Here is a 20,171-nt window from a genome sequence, read left to right on the forward strand (position 1 = left end):
TAGAACAATTTCACCTGCCCCCATAGGCACCCGGCCGCCTTCATGCTTAACTCAGTGTCCTTTTCAAACCCAGCATAAGGATTTCGTCATGGCTCAAGTGACTCTCAAAGGCGGCCCGGTTCAGGTCAACGGCGAACTGCCGAAAATCGGCGCCCAGGCTCCGGCATTCTCCCTGGTCGGTGAAGGCCTGGCTGACAAGTCGCTGAAGGACTACGCCGGCAAGCGCAAGGTGCTGAACATCTTCCCAAGCGTTGACACCCCAACCTGCGCCACCTCCGTGCGCAAGTTCAACGCCCAGGCCAACGATGTGGCCAACACCGTGGTGCTGTGCATCTCCGCCGACCTGCCGTTTGCCCAAGCACGCTTCTGCGGTGCCGAAGGCCTGGAAAACGTGAAGAACCTGTCGACCCTGCGTGGCCGCGAGTTCCTCGAAAACTACGGCGTCGCCATCGCCGACGGCCCGCTGGCCGGCCTGGCTGCCCGCGCCGTGGTGGTGCTGGATGAAAACGACAAAGTGCTGCACAGTGAACTGGTTGGCGAAATTGCTGACGAGCCGAACTACGATGCAGCGCTGGCAGTACTGAAGTAAGGGTTGCGGGGCAGGGCGGCTGAGTCCTGTGGTGGCCTCTTCGCGGGTGAACCCGCGAAAGGGCCAGCCCAGGCAACCGAAACCTTTCAGCCCGCCACTACTCCAAGCAACACCCTGTAACGGCCCGGAACGCTTTCCGGGCCGTTTTCATTTAAAGTTCAGCGTCTTGGCAACGTCAGCCAAAGGTAAACCTCTGGTAAAGGCCCTTTGCTAAAACGATGCCATTGCTTATCGTTCACCCTCCCCAAGCCGCCATTCCGAACAAGGTTCGTTCAACCCATGCAAGTGTCCAATTCCCGTTCCCCCCGTCGCTGGCTCGTCGGCCTGCTGATCCTGCTGCTGGTGGCTGCCCTGGCCTGGTGGCTGTGGCCTGCAGCAACGCCTGCGCATAAAGAAGCCGGCGGCGGCGGGCGCGGTGGCAAGGGCATGGGCATGATGGGCGGCCGCCCAGGGTTCGGCGGCTCCAGCGAAGCGGTGCCGGTACGCGTCGAACCGGTACGCGTGGGCGACTTCCCCCTGTATTACAAAGCCCTGGGCACAGTCACTGCCACCAACACGGTCAATGTGCGCAGCCGCGTGGCTGGCGAGCTGGTGAAGATCCACTTCAAGGAAGGCCAGCAGGTCAAAGCCGGCGACTTGCTCGCCGAAATCGACCCGCGCTCGTACCGCATCGCCCTGCAGCAGGCCGAAGGTACGCTGGCGCAAAACCAGGCGCAGCTGAAGAACGCCCAGGTGGATGTAGCCCGCTATAAAGGCCTGTACGCCGAAGACAGTATCGCCAAGCAAACCCTCGACACCGCCGAAGCGCAGGTGGCGCAGTTCCAGGGGCTGGTCAAGACCAACCAGGCACAGGTCAACGACGCCCGGCTGAACCTCGACTTCACCCAGATCCGTGCGCCGATCAACGGTCGCGTGGGCCTGCGCCAGCTCGACCTGGGCAACCTCGTTGCGGCCAACGACACCACGGCACTGGTGGTGATTACCCAGACCGAGCCGATCAACGTCGCCTTCACCCTGCCGGAAACCGAGCTGAGCACCGTGCTGGAACGCTACCGCAGCGGCGCCATCCTGCCGGTCGAGGCCTGGGACCGCAGTGACAGCAAGCTGCAGTCCACTGGCGTGCTGGGCAGCATCGACAACCAGATCGACATTACGACCGGTACGCTCAAGTTCAAGGGCCGCTTCGAGAACAAGGACCTCGCCCTGTTCCCCAACCAGTTCGTCAACGTGCGCCTGCTGGCCGATACCCTCAAGCAGGTGGTCATGGCCCCGGCAGCGGCCATCCAGTTTGGTAACGACGGTACCTTTGCCTATGTGGTAAACGCTGAAAACACGGTGAACGTGCGCAAGCTCAAGGTCGGCGCCAGCGATGGCGAGAACAGCGTCATCCTCGAAGGCCTGAAGGCGGGTGACCGCCTGGTGCTGGAAGGCACCGACCGCCTGCGCGAAGGCACCAAGGTGGAAGTGGTCGAAGACAGCTCGCAAGTACCGACCACCCCAGGCCAGCACCTGCAAGGCCAGGAAGCCAAAGGTTCGGCGCACACAGGTGAAGCGCAGCCTGGCAACGCAGCAGGCAAGGCGGGCGCATGAACCTCTCGCGTCTGTTCATCCTGCGGCCGGTCGCCACCATGCTGAGCATGCTGGCCATCGTCCTGGCCGGCCTGATCGCCTACAAGCTGCTGCCGGTTTCCGCTTTACCGCAGGTGGATTACCCGACCATCCGCGTCATGACGCTGTACCCCGGTGCCAGCCCGGAGGTCATGACCAGCGCTGTCACCGCCCCCCTGGAGCGCCAGTTCGGCCAGATGCCCGGCCTGGAACAAATGGCTTCGACCAGTTCCGGTGGTGCCTCGGTGCTGACCCTGCGTTTCAACCTCGACATGAACATGGACGTTGCCGAGCAACAGGTGCAGGCTGCGATCAACGCTGCCAGCAACCTGCTGCCCAGCGACCTGCCAGCGCCGCCGGTTTACAACAAGGTCAACCCGGCCGACACCCCGGTGCTGACCCTGGCCATTTCCAGCAAGACCATGCCGCTGCCCAAGCTCAACGACCTGGTCGATACGCGTGTGGCGCAAAAGCTCGCGCAGATCAGCGGCGTGGGCATGGTCAGCATTGCCGGCGGCCAGCGCCAGGCGGTACGCATCAAGGTCAACGTCGACGCCCTGGCGGCCAACGGCCTGAACCTGGATGACGTGCGCACGCTGATCGGCGCCTCGAACGTGAACCAGCCCAAGGGCAATTTCGATGGCCCCACCCGGGTGTCGATGCTCGATGCCAATGACCAGCTGCGTTCCCCCGAGGAATACGCCAACCTGATCCTGGCCTACAACAACGGTGCACCGCTGCGTCTGAAAGATGTGGCCGAAATCGTCGATGGCGCAGAAAACGAGCGCCTGGCCGCCTGGGCCAACGAAAACCACGCGGTGCTGCTGAACATCCAGCGCCAGCCAGGCGCCAACGTCATCGAAGTGGTCGACCGCATCAAGGAGCTGTTGCCGTCGATCACCGACAACCTGCCGGCCGGCCTCGATGTATCGGTGCTGACCGACCGCACCCAGACCATTCGCGCCGCAGTCAAGGACGTACAGCATGAACTGCTGATCGCCATCGTTCTGGTGGTGATGGTCACCTTCGTCTTCCTGCGCCGTTTCAGCGCCACCCTCATTCCATCGATTGCCGTGCCACTGTCGCTAATCGGCACGTTCGGAGTGATGTACCTGGCGGGTTTCTCGGTGAACAACCTGACGCTGATGGCCCTGACCATTGCCACCGGGTTTGTGGTCGACGATGCCATCGTCATGCTGGAGAACATCTCCCGGCACATCGAAGAGGGCGAGACGCCCATGCAGGCGGCGCTCAAGGGCGCCCGGCAGATCGGCTTCACCCTGATTTCGCTGACCTTCTCGCTGATCGCGGTATTGATCCCGTTGCTGTTCATGGCTGACGTGGTCGGCCGCCTGTTCCGCGAGTTCGCCATCACCCTTGCAGTGGCCATCCTGATCTCCCTGGTGGTGTCGCTGACCCTGACGCCGATGATGTGCGCCCGCTTGCTCAAACGCGAGCCCAAGGAAGAAGAACAAGGCCGCTTCTACCGCGCCAGCGGCGCCTGGATCGACTGGCTGATCAAACACTACGGCAACGCCCTGCAGTGGGTACTCAAGCACCAGCCGCTGACCCTGTTGGTGGCCGTGGCCAGCCTGGTGCTGACCGTGTTCCTGTACATGGTGGTGCCCAAGGGCTTCTTCCCGGTGCAGGACACCGGGGTGATCCAGGGCATTTCCGAAGCACCGCAGTCCACGTCGTTCGCCGCCATGAGCGAGCGTCAGCAGGCCCTGAGCAAGGTGATCCTGCAGGACCCTGCCGTGCAAAGCCTGTCGTCCTACATCGGCGTCGATGGCGACAACGCCACGCTCAACAGCGGCCGCCTGTTGATCAACCTCAAGCCTCACGGCGAGCGCGATGTCACAGCCAGCGAAGTCATCAGCCGCCTGCAGCCACAACTGGACCGGCAGGTGGGTATCCGCCTGTTCATGCAGCCGGTGCAGGACTTGAGCATCGAGGACCGGGTCAGTCGTACCCAGTACCAGTTCAGCCTGTCGTCGCCGGACGCCGACCTGCTGGCGCAGTGGAGCGGCAAGCTGGTGCAGGCGTTGCAGCAACGCGCAGAACTGGCCGACGTGGCCAGCGACCTCCAGGACAAGGGTTTGCAGGTGTACCTGGTGATCGACCGTGACATGGCCAGCCGCTTGGGCATCAGCGTGTCGCAGATCACCAACGCCCTGTACGACGCCTTCGGCCAGCGGCAGATCTCGACCATCTACACCCAGGCCAGCCAGTACCGCGTGGTGCTGCAGTCGAAGGACGCTTCAGTGATCGGCCCGCAGGCGCTGGAGTCGATCCACGTCAAGGCTACCGATGGCGGCCAGGTGCGGCTGTCGGCGCTGGCGCGCATCGAGCAGCGCCAGGCCCAGCTGGCCATTTCCCACATCGGCCAGTTCCCGGCGGTGACCCTGTCGTTCAACCTGGCCCATGGCGCGTCGTTGGGCGAAGCTGTGCAGGTGATCGAGCAGGTGCAGCAGGACATCGGCATGCCGCTGGGGGTACAAACCCGCTTCCAGGGCGCCGCGCAGGCCTTCCAGGCGTCGCTGTCCAGCACCTTGCTGCTGATTCTGGCGGCGGTGGTGACCATGTACATCGTGCTGGGCGTGCTGTACGAAAGCTACATCCACCCGGTGACCATCCTCTCGACCCTGCCCTCGGCGGCGGTGGGTGCCTTGCTGGCCTTGCTCATCAGCGGCAACGACCTTGGCATGATTGCCATCATCGGCATCATCTTGCTGATCGGCATCGTCAAGAAGAACGCGATCATGATGATCGACTTTGCCCTTGAGGCCGAGCGCCACCAGGGCATGAGCCCGCGTGATGCGATTTACCAGGCGGCGCTGCTGCGCTTTCGGCCGATCCTGATGACCACCCTGGCCGCGCTGTTCGGTGCGGTGCCGCTGATGCTCGCGACCGGTTCCGGCGCCGAGCTGCGCCAGCCGCTGGGCCTGGTGATGGTCGGCGGGTTGCTGGTCAGCCAGGTGCTGACGCTGTTCACCACGCCGGTCATCTACCTGTACTTCGACCGCTTGGCCCGCCGCTGGCGCCCGGCCACTGACGTGAAGCAGGCCGAGGCATGAACCTGTCCGGTCCTTTCATCCGTCGCCCTGTTGCGACCATGCTGCTGAGCCTGGCGATCATGCTACTGGGCGGGGTCAGCTTCGGCCTGTTGCCTGTGTCACCGCTGCCGCAGATGGACTTCCCCGTAATCGTGGTGTCGGCCAACTTGTCCGGCGCCAGCCCGGAGGTCATGGCCTCCACCGTGGCCACGCCACTGGAGCGCAAGCTGGGCAGCATCGCCGGCGTGACCACATTGACCAGCAGCTCCAACCAAGGCTCCACGCGGGTCATCATCGGCTTCGAGATGGGCCGCGACATCGACGGCGCGGCGCGCGAGGTGCAGGCAGCGATCAACGCCACCCGTAACCTGCTGCCCAGCGGCATGCGCAGCATGCCCACCTACAAGAAGATCAACCCGTCGCAAGCACCGATCATGGTGCTGTCGCTGACGTCGGACGTGCTGCAGAAAGGCCAGCTGTACGACCTGGCCGACACTATCCTGTCGCAGAGCCTGGCCCAGGTATCGGGGGTAGGTGAGGTGCAGATCGGCGGCAGTTCGCTGCCGGCGGTGCGCATTGCCGTCGAGCCGCAATTGCTCAACCAGTACGGCGTGTCGCTGGACGATGTGCGTACGGCCGTGTCCAACGCCAACCAGCGCCGGCCAATGGGTTTTGTCGAGGATGCCGAGCGTAACTGGCAGGTGAGGGCCAACGACCAGCTGGAAAGCGCCAAGGATTACGAGCCGGTGGTGATCCGGCAGCAGAACGGCACCATCCTGCGCCTGTCCGACGTGGCCACCATTACCGATGGCGTGGAAAACCGCTACAACAGCGGTTTCTTCAATGACCAGAGCGCGGTGCTGCTGGTGGTCAACCGCCAGACCGGTGCCAACATCATCGAAACGGTCGACCAGATCAAGGCGCAGTTGCCAGCCCTGCAGTCGTTGCTGCCGGCCAATGTGCAACTGAACGTGGCAATGGACCGCTCGCCGGTGATCAAGGCCACCCTGAAGGAGGCCGAACACACCCTGTTGATCGCTGTGGTGCTGGTGATCCTGGTGGTGTACCTGTTCCTCGGCAGCCTGCGCGCCTCACTCATCCCCAGCCTGGCAGTGCCAGTGTCTCTGGTGGGGACTTTCGCGGTCATGTACCTGTGCGGCTTCTCGCTCAACAACCTGTCGCTGATGGCCTTGATCCTTGCCACTGGCCTGGTGGTGGACGACGCCATCGTGGTGCTGGAGAACATCTCGCGGCACATCGAGGACGGCCAGCCGCCGATGAAGGCGGCCTTCCTGGGGGCCAAGGAAGTGGGCTTCACCTTGCTGTCGATGAACGTGTCGCTGGTGGCGGTATTCGTCTCCATCCTGTTCATGGGCGGCATCGTGCGCAACCTGTTCCAGGAGTTCTCGATCACACTGGCGGCGGCGATCATCGTGTCGCTGGTGGTATCGCTGACACTCACGCCGATGCTGTGCGCCCGCTGGCTCAAACCACACCAGGCCGAGCAGGCCCGCGTGCAGCGCTGGAGCGACAAGGTGCACCAGCGAATGGTCAACGCCTATGACCGCAGCCTGGGCTGGGTCTTGCGCCACAAGGGCCTGACCCTGCTCAGCCTGCTGGCGACCATTGCTATCAACATCGCCCTGTACGTGGTGGTGCCCAAGACGCTGATGCCGCAGCAGGACACTGGCCAGCTGATGGGCTTTATCCGCGGTGATGACGGCCTGTCGTTCAGCGTGATGCAGCCGAAAATGGAGATCTACCGGCGCGCCTTGCTGGCCGACCCGGCAGTGCAGAGCGTTGCCGGTTTCATCGGTGGCAACAGCGGCACCAACAATGCCGTGGTGCTGGTGCGCCTGAAGCCGATCAGCGAGCGCAAAATCGATGCGCAGAAGGTGATCGAGCGCCTGCGTAAGGAAATGCCCAAAGTGCCCGGAGGTCGGCTGTTCCTGATGGCCGACCAGGACCTGCAACTGGGTGGCGGCGGGCGTGACCAGAGCTCGTCGCAGTACCTGTATACCCTGCAGAGCGGCGACCTGGCGGCATTGCGCCAGTGGTTCCCCAAGGTGGTTGCGGCGCTGCGTGCACTGCCGGAGCTGACCGCCATCGACGCCCGTGACGGCTCCGGTACCCAGCAGGTGACGCTGGTGGTCGACCGTGACCAGGCCAAGCGCCTGGGCATCGACATGGACATGGTCACCTCGGTGTTGAACAACGCCTACAGCCAGCGTCAGATCTCCACCATCTACGACAGCCTCAACCAGTACCAGGTGGTGCTGGAAATCAACCCGAAATACGCCTGGGACCCGAGCACCCTCGAGCAAGTACAGGTCATTACCGCTGACGGCGCCCGCGTGCCGCTGTCGACCATCGCCCGTTACGAGAACAGCCTGGCCAACGACCGGGTCAGCCACGAAGGCCAGTTCGCCTCCGAAGACATCGCCTTCGACGTCGCCGAAGGCTACAGCCCCGACCAGGCCATGGCAGCGGTGGAGCGGGCGGTGGCTAAGCTGGGCTTGCCCGAAGAGGTGATTGCCAAGCTCGGCGGTACTGCCGATGCCTTTGCCAAGACCCAGCAGGGCCAGCCGTTCATGATCCTTGGCGCACTGCTGCTGGTGTATCTGGTGCTGGGCATTCTTTATGAAAGCTACATCCACCCGCTGACCATTCTCTCGACACTGCCTTCGGCAGGCGTTGGTGCCTTGCTGACGCTGTACGTCACCGGTGGCGAATTCAGCTTGATCTCGCTGTTGGGGTTGTTCCTGCTGATCGGTGTGGTGAAGAAGAACGCCATTTTGATGATCGACCTGGCCTTGCAGCTGGAGCGCCATCAGGGCATGTCGCCGGAAGAGTCGATCCGCCGGGCCTGCCTGCTGCGCCTGCGACCGATCCTGATGACCACCCTGGCCGCCATCCTTGGCGCCTTGCCGCTGCTGCTGAGCCATGCCGAAGGCGCGGAAATGCGCCAGCCGCTGGGCCTGACCATCATCGGTGGCCTGGTGTTCAGCCAGGTCCTCACCCTTTACACGACGCCGGTTGTCTACCTGTACCTGGACCGCCTGCGCCACCGTTTCAACCGTTGGCGCGGCGTGCGCACCGACGCCGCCCTGGAAACCCCGCTATGACTTTTGCCCAGACCCCACTTCACCGTGCGCTGCAAGCGCTGACCCGTGGGCGTGGCTCGCGCCTGCTCGGCGCCGGGTTGTGCGTGGCCTTGCTCAGTGCCTGTACCCTGAGCCCGGACTACCACCGCCCCGAGCTGAACAGCCCGGCGGCGCCGTTCAAACACGCCGAAGGCTGGAGCCAGGCCACGCCATCCGATGCCATCGCCCGCGGCGCCTGGTGGGAAATCTACGGCGATACCGGGCTCAATGCGTTGGTCGAGGAGCTTAACCGCAGCAACCAGACCGTGGCGCAATCAGAAGCGCAGTACCGCCAGGCCCAGGCGCTGGTGCGCAGCAGCCGTGCGGCGCTGTTCCCCAGCCTGGACCTGAGTGCTAGCAAGAACCGCTCGGCGCAGGGTACCGGCAGCTCCAGTTCCAGCTTGTCCAACAACAGCAGCGGCATCCGCAATACCTACAACGCCCAACTCGGTGTCAGCTGGGAAATCGACCTGTGGGGCAAGTTGCGCGAAACCATGAATGCCAACGAGGCCAGTGCCGAAGCCAGCCTCGCCGACCTCGCTTCGATCCGCTTGAGCCAGCAATCGGAGCTGGTGCAGAACTACCTGCAATTGCGGGTCATCGATGAGCAGAAGCGTTTGCTGGAAGCCACCGTGGCGGCCTATGAGCGCTCGTTGCGGATGACCGAAAACCAGTACCGCGCTGGTGTCTCTGGCCCGGATGCCGTGGCCCAGGCGCGTACCCAGCTGAAGAGCACCCAGGCTGATTTGATCGACCTGATCTGGCAGCGTGCGCAGTTCGAGAACGCCATCGCCGTGCTGCTGGGCAAGACCCCGGCCGATTTCGCCCTGGCTGACAGCAAGGCCATTCCGGCATTGCCGCAAATTCCGGTTTCGCTGCCGTCGCAGCTGCTGGAGCGTCGGCCGGACATCGCTGCTGCCGAACGCAACGTGATGGCGGCCAATGCCAATATCGGTGTGTCGCGGGCAGCGTACTTCCCCGATCTCAGCCTGAGCATGAGTGGTGGTTATTCCAGCAGCAGCTTCAGCAACTGGATCGAACTGCCCAACCGCTACTGGTCGGTAGGCCCGCAGCTGGCGCTGACCCTGTTCGACGCCGGCAAGCGCAGCGCCGAGGTAGACCGTACGGTGGCGGTCTATGACCAGACCGTGGCGCAGTACCGCCAGACCGTGCTGGATGGCTTCAAGGAAGTGGAAAACCTGTTGGTGCAGTTGAAGGTGTATGGCGATGAAGCGGTGGTGCGCCAGGAGGCGCTGGACGCTGCACGCGAGTCGCTGCGCCTGACCGAGAACCAGTACCGCGCGGGGCTGATTGGCTATCTGGATGTCGTCAACGTACAGACCACGGCGCTGAGCAACGAGCGCAGCGTGTTGAACCTGCTGCAAGGCCGCCTGGTGGCCAGTGTGCAATTGGTGGCGGCATTGGGTGGCGGCTGGGATGCAGAGCAGGCGTTTGCCGAGCAGGACTGAAGTGAACGCACGCTTTTGTGGGAGCGGCGCAGATCTGCTTGGGGCTCGCATTGGATCCATTCCCATTCGCAAAAACCCCGTGCGTTTCGCCTAAGCTTGAGTACAATCGTCAGCTTTTGCCGGGCCCCATGTCCCGTCGCTGGAATTCCCAATGCTGACCGGTAGCTACTCCTCTTCGCTGGTGTTGATTTCGCTGTGCGTGGCGATTCTGGCGTCCTACACCGCCCTTGACCTGACCGGCCGTATTGCCACGGCCAAGGGGCGGGCGTCGTACTTGTGGATGGGAGGCGGCGCGCTGGCCATGGGCATCGGCGTGTGGTCGATGCACTTCATCGGCATGCTCGCGTTCAGCCTGCCCATCGACCTGGGCTATGACCTGGCCCTTACCGCGTTCTCGCTGCTGATCGCCGTCCTGTCCTCGGGTTTTGCCCTGTGGCTGGTGAGCCAGCCGAGCTTGCCGTGCCTGCAACTGGGTTTTGGCGCGCTGATCATGGGCGCCGGCATTGCCTGCATGCACTACACCGGCATGGCTGCGCTGCGCATGTTGCCGGGCATCGACTACGACCCGGCGCTGTTCGGGGCCTCGCTGCTGATCGCCGTGGGCGCCTCGGCAGCGGCGTTGTGGATCGCCTTCCGTCTGCGCCGGCACACCCCCTATGTGCGGCAGATCCGTGGCCTGGCGGCGGTGGTGATGGGCATCGCCATCGTTGGCATGCACTACACCGGCATGGCGGCGGCGAATTTCCCCGAGGGCAGCTTCTGCGGTGCTCTGGGTGGCGGGCTGCAGGGCGACGGCCTGGTCTATCTGGTGCTGATCACCACCCTGGCGGTGCTGGCGGTGGCCTTGCTGACCTCGGTGCTGGACGCCCGCCTGGAGGCGCGCACTGCCGAGCTGGCCCGTTCGCTGACACTGGCCAACCAGGAACTGACCCAGCTGGCCCTGCACGACACCCTCACCGACCTGCCCAACCGTACCCTGCTGGCCGACCGCATCGAGCAGGCCATCGCCAAGGTGGCGGAGCAGGGTGGCTGTTTTGCCCTGATGTTCATCGACCTGGACGGCTTCAAGCCAGTCAACGATGCCTTTGGCCATCATATCGGTGACCTGCTGCTCAAGGCAGTGGCGTCCCGCCTGCGCGGCCACCTGCACAGCCAGGACACCCTCGCGCGTATCGGCGGCGACGAATTCGTGCTGCTGGTAGAGCTGCAGGAGCCTGACGATGCCATGGACGTGGCGGTCAAGCAGGTGAACCTGGTGTCACGGCCATTCCGCGTGGCCGAGCATGACCTGCAACTGTCGGCGAGCCTGGGCATCGTCCTGTACCCCGGCAACGGCCACGACCAGCACGAGTTGCTGCGCAATGCCGATGCCGCCATGTACCACGCCAAGAGCGCGGGCAAGAATGGCTACAGCTTCTTTGATGTGTCGATGAACAGCAACGCACGCCAGCAACTGCAACTGCTGCAGGACCTGCGCCAAGCGCTGGAGCAAGGCCAGTTCCGTTTGCATTACCAGCCCAAGTTTGACGCCCAGGCCTGCCTGCCGATCGGTGCCGAGGCTTTGTTGCGTTGGGAGCACCCGCAGCACGGTCTGTTGCTGCCCGACCGCTTCATCGGCCTGGCAGAAAAGACCGGCCTGATCATCCCGATTGGTGAGTGGGTACTTGACGAAGCCTGCCGGCAGATGCGGCATTGGCTGGATCAGGGGCACGCGGGCTGGCGCATGGCGGTGAACCTGTCGGCCATCCAGTTCTGCCATGCAGGGCTGGTCGAGAGTGTGGCCCGCGCCCTGCAGGAGAACGGGCTGCCGGCCAATTGCCTGACCCTGGAAATTACCGAAACCACCGCCATGCACGACGCCGATGCCAGCCTGACGGTGCTGCAACGCCTGTCCACCATGGGTGTGGACCTGTCCATCGATGATTTTGGCACCGGTTACTCCAGCCTGATGTACCTCAAGCGCCTGCCGGCCAACGAGCTGAAGATCGACCGTGGCTTCGTGCGAGACCTGGAGCAGGACAGTGACGATGCAGCGATTGTCTCGGCAATCGTCGCATTGGGCCAGGCACTGGGCCTGCGCATTGTTGCCGAAGGGGTGGAGACCGACAAACAGCAGGACTTTCTGACCCGACTGGGCTGTGATTCGCTGCAAGGATACCTGCTGGGGCAGCCGGTACCAGCCGAGCAGTTCATGGGCAAGTTGCAGGCCTTGCGCCAGGACAAGAGCGTTGCAGGCTAAACAGCGCGGCGCAAGGAGAGGGCGGGTATGAACGCGTCCATTTCCGCTTCGACGGCTTCGATGATGCGCTCCACATCGGCTGCGGCCATGATGGCTGAACACGGGATGCCGGCGATGGCCATGAGGGTTTCGCCGGTGGCGCGGTCGAACAACCGCGCGACCATGCTGCGCGGCGCATCCATGTTGGCTTCGAAGCCCAATGGATGAAAGTGCCAGCGCATCACCTGGCAGGCGTTTGGGAACGTCATCTTGTTCATGCCAGCCTCCTTGTCCGTGCCTGGACGTGGTGAACAGCCAGCCACGCCTATGTGGCTGCCGGGAATGTAAACATAGCAGTTGCTACGGGTGATTCTCGGCTGCAAACATGACAAATGTAGCAATCCATGACTTGGGTCACACCTGGGCGATCATGCCCATAAGCCCGCTGCGTTCAGGCAAACGTTTACTTCACGCGATAGCGCCGGTTATCCGCTTCAATCAGGCAGCCCTCGCGGGTTATCGACGAAACACTTTTCGGACGAGCGGCAGGGTCACCCCAGCAGCCCGGCCGCGATGTTGATGGTGAACCCCAAAATCGCCGTGTTGAACACGAAACCCACCAGCGAATGTGCCAGCACCACCCGCCGCAGTTGCCGGCCGGCAACGCCTACGTCGGAGGTTTGCACGGCCACGCTGATGGTGAACGAGAAGTAGTGAAAGTCCCAATAGTCCGGGTTGCGCTCGCCGTCGGCGAAACGCAACGGTGGTTCATGGTTGTGCCCGGTATAGAACAGGCGGGCGTAATGCAGGCTGAAGATGCAGCCGATCAGCAGCCAGGAGCCGGCCACGGTCAGGCCGGTGTAGAGGTAGTGCAGCGCCAGTGCAGTGCCCTGCAGGCCTTTGCTGGACACCAGTTGCAGGGTGACCGCAGCGAGGCTGGCGATGGCCGCGATGCACACGGTGAACAAGACCATGCCTGCGTTTTCGTCTTCGACGCGGGCAACCTTGCGGACCCTTTCCGGGCTGGCGTCCCAGGTGAGGTACAGCACCAGCAGCAGGTACAGCCATACGCCAAGGTTCCAGCCAGCGAGGATGTGCTGCACGGTATCATCGGCGGGGATCAGCCAGGCGCCGACAAGGCCGACTGCGGCGGCGAAACTCAGGCGGGGGTGGGTTCGGGTCAGGCGGTGGAAAGCCATGGGGCCTCATTTACTGGGGGTGTGGCTACTACTCTAGACGGTTGCGGCCGGAGTACTGGTTTACACGGTCTTTGTGGGAGCGTTGCCTGCGGTTTTCTTTGATGTCGCCCATCGCACGGCATTGCAACTCTCAGTACACTGCATGCTCAAACACCAACATCCGTTGAACTCGAGGTTTTTGCATGACGCTCAGTCCTTTGGCAGGCAAGCCGGCTCCGGCCAGCGTGCTGGTCGATATTCCCCGACTGCTCACCGCCTACTACACCGGCCGCCCCGACGCTGCCGTGGCGGCCCAGCGGGTGGCCTTCGGCACCTCGGGGCACCGGGGCACTTCGCTTGAATTGAGTTTCAACGAATACCACGTGCTGGCCATTACCCAGGCCATCTGCCTGTACCGCCAGGAAAAGGGCATCGATGGCCCGCTGTTCATCGGCGCCGACACCCATGCGCTGTCGGCACCGGCCACTGCCAGCGCCCTGGAAGTGCTGGCTGCCAATGGCGTGCAGGTGATGCTGTCCAAAGACGACGAGTACACGCCCACGCCGGCCGTGTCCCACGCCATCCTCTGCCATAACCGTGGCCGCCAGCAGGGCCTGGCCGACGGCATCGTCATCACCCCGTCGCACAACCCGCCGCAAAGCGGTGGCTTCAAGTACAACCCGCCCAATGGCGGCCCTGCCGACAGCGACGTGACCAAGTGGGTCGAGGCCAAGGCCAACGAGTTGCTGGCAGCGAACCTGGCGGGCGTCAAGCGCATGGACCATGCCCAGGCGCTGCAGGCGCCGACCACCCAGCGCCACGACTACGTGAGCAGCTATGTGGCGGACCTGGAAAACGTCATCGACTTCGACATCATCCGCAGCGCCAAACTGCGCCTGGGCGTCGACCCGTTGGGCGGGGCAGGGGTGCGCTACTGGTCGGCCATTGCCGAGCACTACAAGCTGGACCTGGAAGTGGTGAACACCGAGGTGGACCCGACCTTCCGCTTCATGACTGTCGACTGGGACGGCCAGATCCGCATGGACCCTTCCTCGCCATACGCCATGCAAGGCCTGATCGGCCTGCGCGAGCGCTTCGACGTGGCCTTTGCCTGCGACCCGGACCACGACCGCCACGGCATCGTCACCTCTGACGGCCTGCTGCAGCCGAACAACTACCTGGCCGTCGCCATCGACTACCTGTTCCGTCACCGCCCGCAATGGCGCACCGACGCCGCGGTGGGCAAGACCGTGGTGTCCAGCGGCCTGATCGACCGCGTCACCCAGCGCCTGGGCCGTGAGCTGTACGAAGTCCCGGTGGGTTTCAAGTACTTTGCCCAGGGGTTGTTCGACGGCTCGCTCGGCTTTGGCGGCGAAGAGAGTGCCGGCGCGTCGTTCCTGCGCCGTGATGGTTCGGTCTGGGCGACCGACAAGGACGGGCTGATCCCGGCTTTGCTGGCCGCCGAGATGACCGCCCGCACCGGGCGCAACCCGAGCCAGGCCTACGCTGACCTGACCGAGGCGCTGGGCAAGCCGTTCGCCACCCGTGTCGAGGCCAAGGCCGATGCACGGCAGAAGGCGTTGCTGAGCAAGCTGGCGCCGGAACAGGTGAAATCGACCGAACTGGCCGGTGAGCCGATCGTGCAGATCCTCAGCCACGCACCAGGCAATGGCCAGGCGATTGGCGGGCTGAAGGTGATGACTGCCAACGGCTGGTTCGCCGCGCGGCCGTCGGGCACCGAGGACATCTACAAGATCTACGCCGAAAGCTTCATAGACGAGGCGCACTTGCAGCGCCTGGTACAGGAAGCGCAGGTGCTGGTGGATGCGGCGATTGCCTGACCGGTAACAAACCGCTTGGTGCTACGGCGTAACGTAAATTAGAATTAATCCTATTTACGCCGCCGCAGGGCCATCCCCATGATCGACGTCGCGCCGCCACCGGAGCCTAGCCTGCCTGCCCTGTACCGGGAGCATCGCAGCTGGCTTGAAACCTGGTTACGCCGGCGCCTGGGCAATGCCTGGGATGCTGCTGACCTTAGCCAGGAAACTTTTCTGCGGGTGCTGGCCAGTGCCCAGCCATTGGCAGACATTCGTGAGCCACGCGCCTACCTGCTGACGGTGGGCAAGCGGTTGCTGAGCAACTTCCACCAGCGGCGCAGCCTGGAACAGGCCTACCTTGATGCCTTGGCGCATCTGCCCGAGCAGCACGTACCCTCGCCAGAGCAGCGCTGGCTGTTACTGGAAACCCTGCAAGCCCTGGACGAGCTGCTCGATGGCCTCAAGGCACCGGTGCGCAAGGCCTTTCTCTGGAGCCAGCTTGAAGGCCTGGGCTACGCCGAGATCGGCAAGCGGCTGGGCGTTTGCGAGCGTTCCGTCAAACGCTACATGGCGCAGGCTTACGAACATTGCCTGCTGGCCGAGTTGCAATGACCACACACTCCCCCGAAATCCGCGAAGCGGTGCGTGCTGCCGCCCGCTGGCTGGCGTTGCTGGATTCTGGCGATGCCAGTGAGACCGACTTGTTGCGCCTGGCGCAGTGGCGGGCGAGCAGCAGCCTGCATGAAGACGCCTGGCAGAAGGCATCATTGCTGCGCGAGCGATTTTCCGGGTTGCCCGGGGCGTTGGCCATGGCCACCCTCGACCGCCCGGACGCCGGCCGCCGCGCGCTGCTCAAGCAAGCCCTGGGTGTAGCGGCGCTGCTACCGGCCGCCTGGCTGGCAAGCCGGGAGCTGCCGCTGGAGACCTGGACGGCCGATATGCGCACAGGGGTAGGGGAGCGCCGGCAGGTGCTGCTGAGCGATGGCACCTTTGTACAGCTGAACACTGACAGTGCGGTGGATATCGACTTGCGTGCGCGCCGGCTGACACTGTTGCGCGGCGAAGTGGCGCTCAGGGTACCCGATAGCCTGCGCCTGGCGGTGCAGGTGCCTTACGGGCAGGTTGCACTCAGCGCTGGCGACTTCAATGCAGGTGAAGTGTGCTTGCGCCTGGTCGATGAGGCCTGCCGGGTTTCAGTGGTCAAGGGGCTGGCCAGCCTGCAGCCACTGCGTGGCGCGGCCCGGGTCCTGCAGGCCGGGCAGCAGGCCAGTTTGCAGGTGGCTGGCGTCGGCCCGGTTAGGGCACTGGACGAATGGCTGCTGGGCTGGCGCGAAGGCGTGCTGCGCCTGGATGACCGCCCCTTGGGCGAGCTGTTGCATGAACTGCGACGGTACCGTCCCGGCGTGCTGCGCTGGTCCCCGGAACTGGAACAGCTCAGGGTCACCGGCACTTTCCGCCTTGACGATACTGATCGGGTGCTGGCCTTGCTTGCCGCCAGCCTGCCGTTGCAGGTGCAGGCACGCACGCGTTACTGGGTGAGCCTGGCTGCGCGAGAAAATCATGCATGAGGCTGTCCCCTTTTTTTCACTCGCCGGTCATTACCGGTAGAAGAAACTAAAGGGGAGCCTTGTTCAATGCCTGCAGTAATGTCTTGCCGCTTGCGCCCACTGGTGCGCGCAGTGCGGCCGTTGTTCGCCATGAGCCTGTTGTTGTCTGCACCCGCCTGGGCCGATGAGGCGGCGCGGCGTGCCTATCAGGTGCCGGCCGCCAGCCTGGGCGCCGCACTCACCCGGTTTGCCGACCAGGCCGGCGTCAGCCTTTCGCTGGACCCGGCACTGGTCCGGGGCCGGCAGAGTAGCGGCCTGTCTGGTAGCTACAGTGTCGAAGAAGGCTTCCTGCAGCTGCTACGTGGCAGCGGCCTGCAGTTGCTGCCGGTGGGCCATGGTGCGTTCACCCTGGCGCCGCAGCCCCAGGCGGATGGGGCGCTGGAAATCGCCCCGACCAGCATTGTCGGCGGCCTGGCGGCGGGCGGCGAAGCTCAGCCTTATGCCGGTGGCCAGGTGGCGCGCCAGGGCGCCCAAGGGCTGCTTGGCTCTCGCGACTTCATGGAAACCCCGTTCAGCATCACCAGCTACACCAGCGAGTTGGTGAAGAACCAGCAAGCGCGAACCTTGGGCGAGCTTATCGCCACCGACCCCTCGGTGCGCGCCACCAACCCGGCGGGTGGGCGTTTCGAGCAGTTCACCATTCGCGGCTTCAGCCTGTTCAACAGTGACGTGGCGTACAACGGCCTTTACGGCATCCTGCCGACCTACTCGATCGACATGGAAATGGCCGACCGGGTCGACATCATCAAGGGCCCCAGCCAGTTGATCAACGGCATTTCGCCGCGAGGCAGCGTGGGCGGCGGTATCAACGTGCAGCCCAAGCGGGCTGGCGACAAGCCGCTCACCGAGTTCACCGGCAGCTACGCGTCGGCTGGCCAGGCAGGCGGCGCGGTGGACGTAGGCCGGCGCTTTGGCGAAGGCCAGCAGTTCGGCGTGCGCTTCAACGGTGTGAAGCAGGCGGGCGATACCGAATGGGACCACCAGCGCGTCGAGCGCGAAATGGCGGTGCTGGGCCTGGATTTTCGTGGCGAGCGCCTGCGGTTGTCGGCAGACCTCGGCCACACCGAGCGTGACACCGATGCGCCGCAAGAGCGTGTGCTGGTTGGGGCCAACGCCAAAGTGCCGGACGCCAACGATGTACGCCACAACTATGCCCAGGCCTGGAGCAAGGCGCGCACCAACGATACCTTTGGCGCACTGCATGCCGAGTACGACGTCAGCGAGTCGCTGCTGGCCTATGGCGCGGTCGGCGCGCGCAAAAGCAACCATGATTTCCTGCGGCACAACGTGTCCATCACCAACGATGCCGGTGATTTCACCGTGCAGCCGCGCGACTTTACCCGCGATGAAACGGTGCGCACCGCCATGGCGGGTGTGCGCAACTGGTTCCACACCGGGCCAGTCAGCCACGAGCTGAACCTGGCCGCTACCTACTTCTACATGGACTTCACCAACGGCGGCGCGCGCTATGCTTCGGCGCCCAGTAACCTCTACAACCCGGTAGCGACACCGACGCCTGGTTCGCCCACCCGCATTGACCCAGAGGTCTACACGGAAAACCGCTTCTCTGGCGTGGCTTTGGCCGACACCCTCGGGTTTTTCGATGACCGTCTGTTGCTGACCCTGGGGGCACGCTGGCAGCGGGTGCAAGTGGATGACTGGAGCGACGGCGTCAAAGGCGACACCGCCTACGACGAAGAAAAAGTCTCGCCCTCTGGCGGCGTGTTGTTCAAGGTTACCGACCAGCTGTCGTTGTACGCCAACTACATGGAAGGCCTGAGCCAGGGCAAGATCGCACCGTCGACCTCGGTCAACGAAGACCAGATCTTCCCGCCGTTCACCAGCCGCCAAGTCGAGGTGGGGGCCAAGTACGACCTGGGCCAGGTCGCCTTTACCGCCAGTGCCTTCCGCATCCGCCAGCCGGCCTACGAGACCAACGCCACTTCGCGGGTGTTCGGCCCCAATGGCAAACGCGACAACCGTGGTATCGAGCTGAGCGTGTTCGGTGAGCCCGTACAAGGGGTGCGGGTGCTGGGTGGGGTGATGTATATCGACAGCGAGCTGACCGATACCGTGGGTGGCGCCGTTGATGGCAACCGCGCGCCGGCCACGCCCGAGTACAACGTCAACCTCGGCGCCGAATGGGACGTGCCGGGGGTGAGTGGCCTGACCCTGACGGCGCGGGGCATTCACTCCAGCTCGCAATACCTGGACCAGAACAACAGCAAGCAGATCGATGGCTGGGAGCGTTACGACCTGGGGGCGCGCTATGCCTTCAACGTGGACGCTACCGAGGTTACCTTGCGGGCCAGTGTCGAGAACGTGCTGGATGATCGCTACTGGAGCTCGGCCGGTGCCTCGGATGACAGTGAACCGGGGCTGACCCTTTCCACGCCGCGTACCTACCTCCTATCGGCAACCGTAGGTTTCTAGCTCAAGCAGCCGGGGCCGCTTTGCGGCCCATCGCCGGCAAGCCTACATCGCCCGCCCAAGCTTTTGCGCCTGGCCCTGCAACACACGCATCAGGTGCATCGCCGCATGCGATGGCGGCTCGAAGCGCGAATAGACAAAGCTGATGTCGAAGTGAATTTCGTCCGTCAGCGGCACCACCGCCAGGCCGCTGTCCTGCGCCACGAATTCGTCGATCACGCTGATGCCCATGCCTTGCTTGACCAGCGCCACAGCCTCGTTGGCATTGGTGAACGACAACAGTGACGGCAATTGCGCGCCGTGGCGCTCGATGTGCTCGGCAAGCAGCTTGCCAAACGGCATGTCGGGCCTGAACAGCAGCAGCGGATGGCCTTCCAGTTGTTGCAAGGTCAGCGAGGTATGCCCGGCCAACGCGTGCTCGGGTGGCATCACCACCACCATGCGCCCGCGCATGAAGGCCTGCGAATGCAGGTGATCGTGTACCACAGGCAGGGCGGCAATCGACAGGTCGACCTTTTTCGACAGGATCTGGTTGGGCATCTCGCCCATCAGCGAGGTTTGCCACTCGATGTTCAGCGAAGGCGCCTCACGCTTGAGCTGGGCCAGGGCAATCGGGATCACCACCGTCGACAGCGAGGCGCTGCACGAGATGCGCAGCTTGCGGTGGCCGCCCGCGCCCAGTGACAGGGCGCATTCGTTGACCTCTAGCGCTGCCTGGTACACCCGCTCGACTTCGCGGAACAGCACCTGCGCCTCGGCCGTGGGCACCAGGCGGTTGTTGATGCGCTCGAACAGGCGGTAGCTCAAACGCCCCTCGATGTACTGGATCAGCTTGCTGACGGCCGGCTGCGACACGTACAGCAGCTTGGCCGCCGCGCTGATCGAGCCGGTCAGCATCACCGCACGGAACACTTCCATGTGCCGCAGCTTGAACACCATGGGGCTTGCGTCTGCGCCTTCGTTGCCAAGCAGCATATCTATTACCTTCGGTTATGGTCTTTGCCATCTGGGTATGAGCGCCAAACCTGGCCACGCAGTATCGTTAACCCAGCC

Annotated in this window: 13 protein-coding genes; 10 read left to right on the forward strand and 3 right to left on the reverse strand. The window is 63.9% G+C overall.

The features are described 5' to 3' along the window. Positions 1-88 precede the first annotated feature (88 nt). From tpx to MRBLPB4O_RS12250, 6 genes are all read left to right on the forward strand, one after another. Complete coding sequence (tpx, locus tag MRBLPB4O_RS12225) at positions 89-589, forward strand: thiol peroxidase (protein ID WP_016499320.1); 501 nt, start codon at positions 89-91, stop codon at positions 587-589. A 279-nt stretch (positions 590-868) separates the two neighbouring features. Then, a complete protein-coding gene (locus MRBLPB4O_RS12230) occupies positions 869-2,179 on the forward strand; it encodes an MdtA/MuxA family multidrug efflux RND transporter periplasmic adaptor subunit (protein ID WP_341798637.1) in 1,311 nt (436 codons plus the stop codon). Continuing rightward, positions 2,176-5,274: an MdtB/MuxB family multidrug efflux RND transporter permease subunit gene (locus MRBLPB4O_RS12235; RefSeq protein WP_341798638.1), complete on the forward strand. Its 3,099-nt coding sequence runs from the start codon at positions 2,176-2,178 to the stop codon at positions 5,272-5,274. The genes MRBLPB4O_RS12230 and MRBLPB4O_RS12235 overlap by 4 nt, the downstream gene beginning before the upstream one ends. Then, positions 5,271-8,378, forward strand: coding sequence for an efflux RND transporter permease subunit (locus tag MRBLPB4O_RS12240; RefSeq protein ID WP_341798639.1), 3,108 nt, complete (start codon positions 5,271-5,273; stop codon positions 8,376-8,378). Before MRBLPB4O_RS12235 ends, MRBLPB4O_RS12240 begins: the two co-directional genes overlap by 4 nt. Beyond that, the gene (locus MRBLPB4O_RS12245) at positions 8,375-9,865 is read left to right on the forward strand and encodes an efflux transporter outer membrane subunit (protein WP_341798640.1); all 1,491 of its coding nucleotides are present in this window, start codon (positions 8,375-8,377) and stop codon (positions 9,863-9,865) included. Before MRBLPB4O_RS12240 ends, MRBLPB4O_RS12245 begins: the two co-directional genes overlap by 4 nt. 151 nt (positions 9,866-10,016) lie before the next feature. Then, positions 10,017-12,104 (forward strand): EAL domain-containing protein, encoded by a 2,088-nt coding sequence (locus MRBLPB4O_RS12250; protein WP_341798641.1) that lies wholly within the window; start codon positions 10,017-10,019, stop codon positions 12,102-12,104. Here MRBLPB4O_RS12250 and MRBLPB4O_RS12255 read toward each other — a convergent pair. Together MRBLPB4O_RS12255 and MRBLPB4O_RS12260 are read right to left on the reverse strand one after the other, a co-directional pair. Next, a complete protein-coding gene (locus tag MRBLPB4O_RS12255) occupies positions 12,101-12,361 on the reverse strand; it encodes a DUF1652 domain-containing protein (protein WP_132843521.1) in 261 nt (86 codons plus the stop codon). The two genes, MRBLPB4O_RS12250 and MRBLPB4O_RS12255, sit on opposite strands and share 4 nt — an antisense overlap. A gap of 273 nt (positions 12,362-12,634) precedes the next feature. Next, positions 12,635-13,282 carry a DUF1345 domain-containing protein gene (locus MRBLPB4O_RS12260; protein WP_341798642.1) on the reverse strand — a complete coding sequence of 216 codons (648 nt, stop codon included), beginning with the start codon at positions 13,280-13,282 and terminating at the stop codon, positions 12,635-12,637. 182 nt (positions 13,283-13,464) lie between these two features. Here MRBLPB4O_RS12260 and pgm point away from each other — a divergent pair, with 182 nt between their 5' ends. From pgm to MRBLPB4O_RS12280, 4 genes are all read left to right on the forward strand, one after another. Further along, on the forward strand, positions 13,465-15,102 hold the full coding sequence (gene pgm, locus MRBLPB4O_RS12265) for a phosphoglucomutase (alpha-D-glucose-1,6-bisphosphate-dependent) (RefSeq protein ID WP_341798643.1): 1,638 nt from the start codon (positions 13,465-13,467) through the stop codon (positions 15,100-15,102). 78 nt (positions 15,103-15,180) lie between these two features. Next, positions 15,181-15,693, forward strand: a complete 513-nt coding sequence (locus MRBLPB4O_RS12270) for a sigma-70 family RNA polymerase sigma factor (protein ID WP_341798644.1) — start codon at positions 15,181-15,183, stop codon at positions 15,691-15,693. After that, positions 15,690-16,649: a FecR domain-containing protein gene (locus MRBLPB4O_RS12275; protein ID WP_341798645.1), complete on the forward strand. Its 960-nt coding sequence runs from the start codon at positions 15,690-15,692 to the stop codon at positions 16,647-16,649. Before MRBLPB4O_RS12270 ends, MRBLPB4O_RS12275 begins: the two co-directional genes overlap by 4 nt. A gap of 66 nt (positions 16,650-16,715) precedes the next feature. After that, the gene (locus MRBLPB4O_RS12280) at positions 16,716-19,121 is read left to right on the forward strand and encodes a TonB-dependent receptor (protein WP_341798646.1); all 2,406 of its coding nucleotides are present in this window, start codon (positions 16,716-16,718) and stop codon (positions 19,119-19,121) included. Between the two features lie 42 nt (positions 19,122-19,163). Here MRBLPB4O_RS12280 and MRBLPB4O_RS12285 read toward each other — a convergent pair whose 3' ends face one another. Next, positions 19,164-20,093: a LysR family transcriptional regulator gene (locus MRBLPB4O_RS12285; protein WP_341798647.1), complete on the reverse strand. Its 930-nt coding sequence runs from the start codon at positions 20,091-20,093 to the stop codon at positions 19,164-19,166. Positions 20,094-20,171 lie beyond the last annotated feature (78 nt).

Origin of the sequence: Pseudomonas sp. LPB4.O (genome assembly GCF_038383825.1) — a bacterium.
In the GTDB taxonomy this organism is placed as follows: Bacteria; Pseudomonadota; Gammaproteobacteria; order Pseudomonadales; family Pseudomonadaceae; genus Aquipseudomonas; species Aquipseudomonas putida.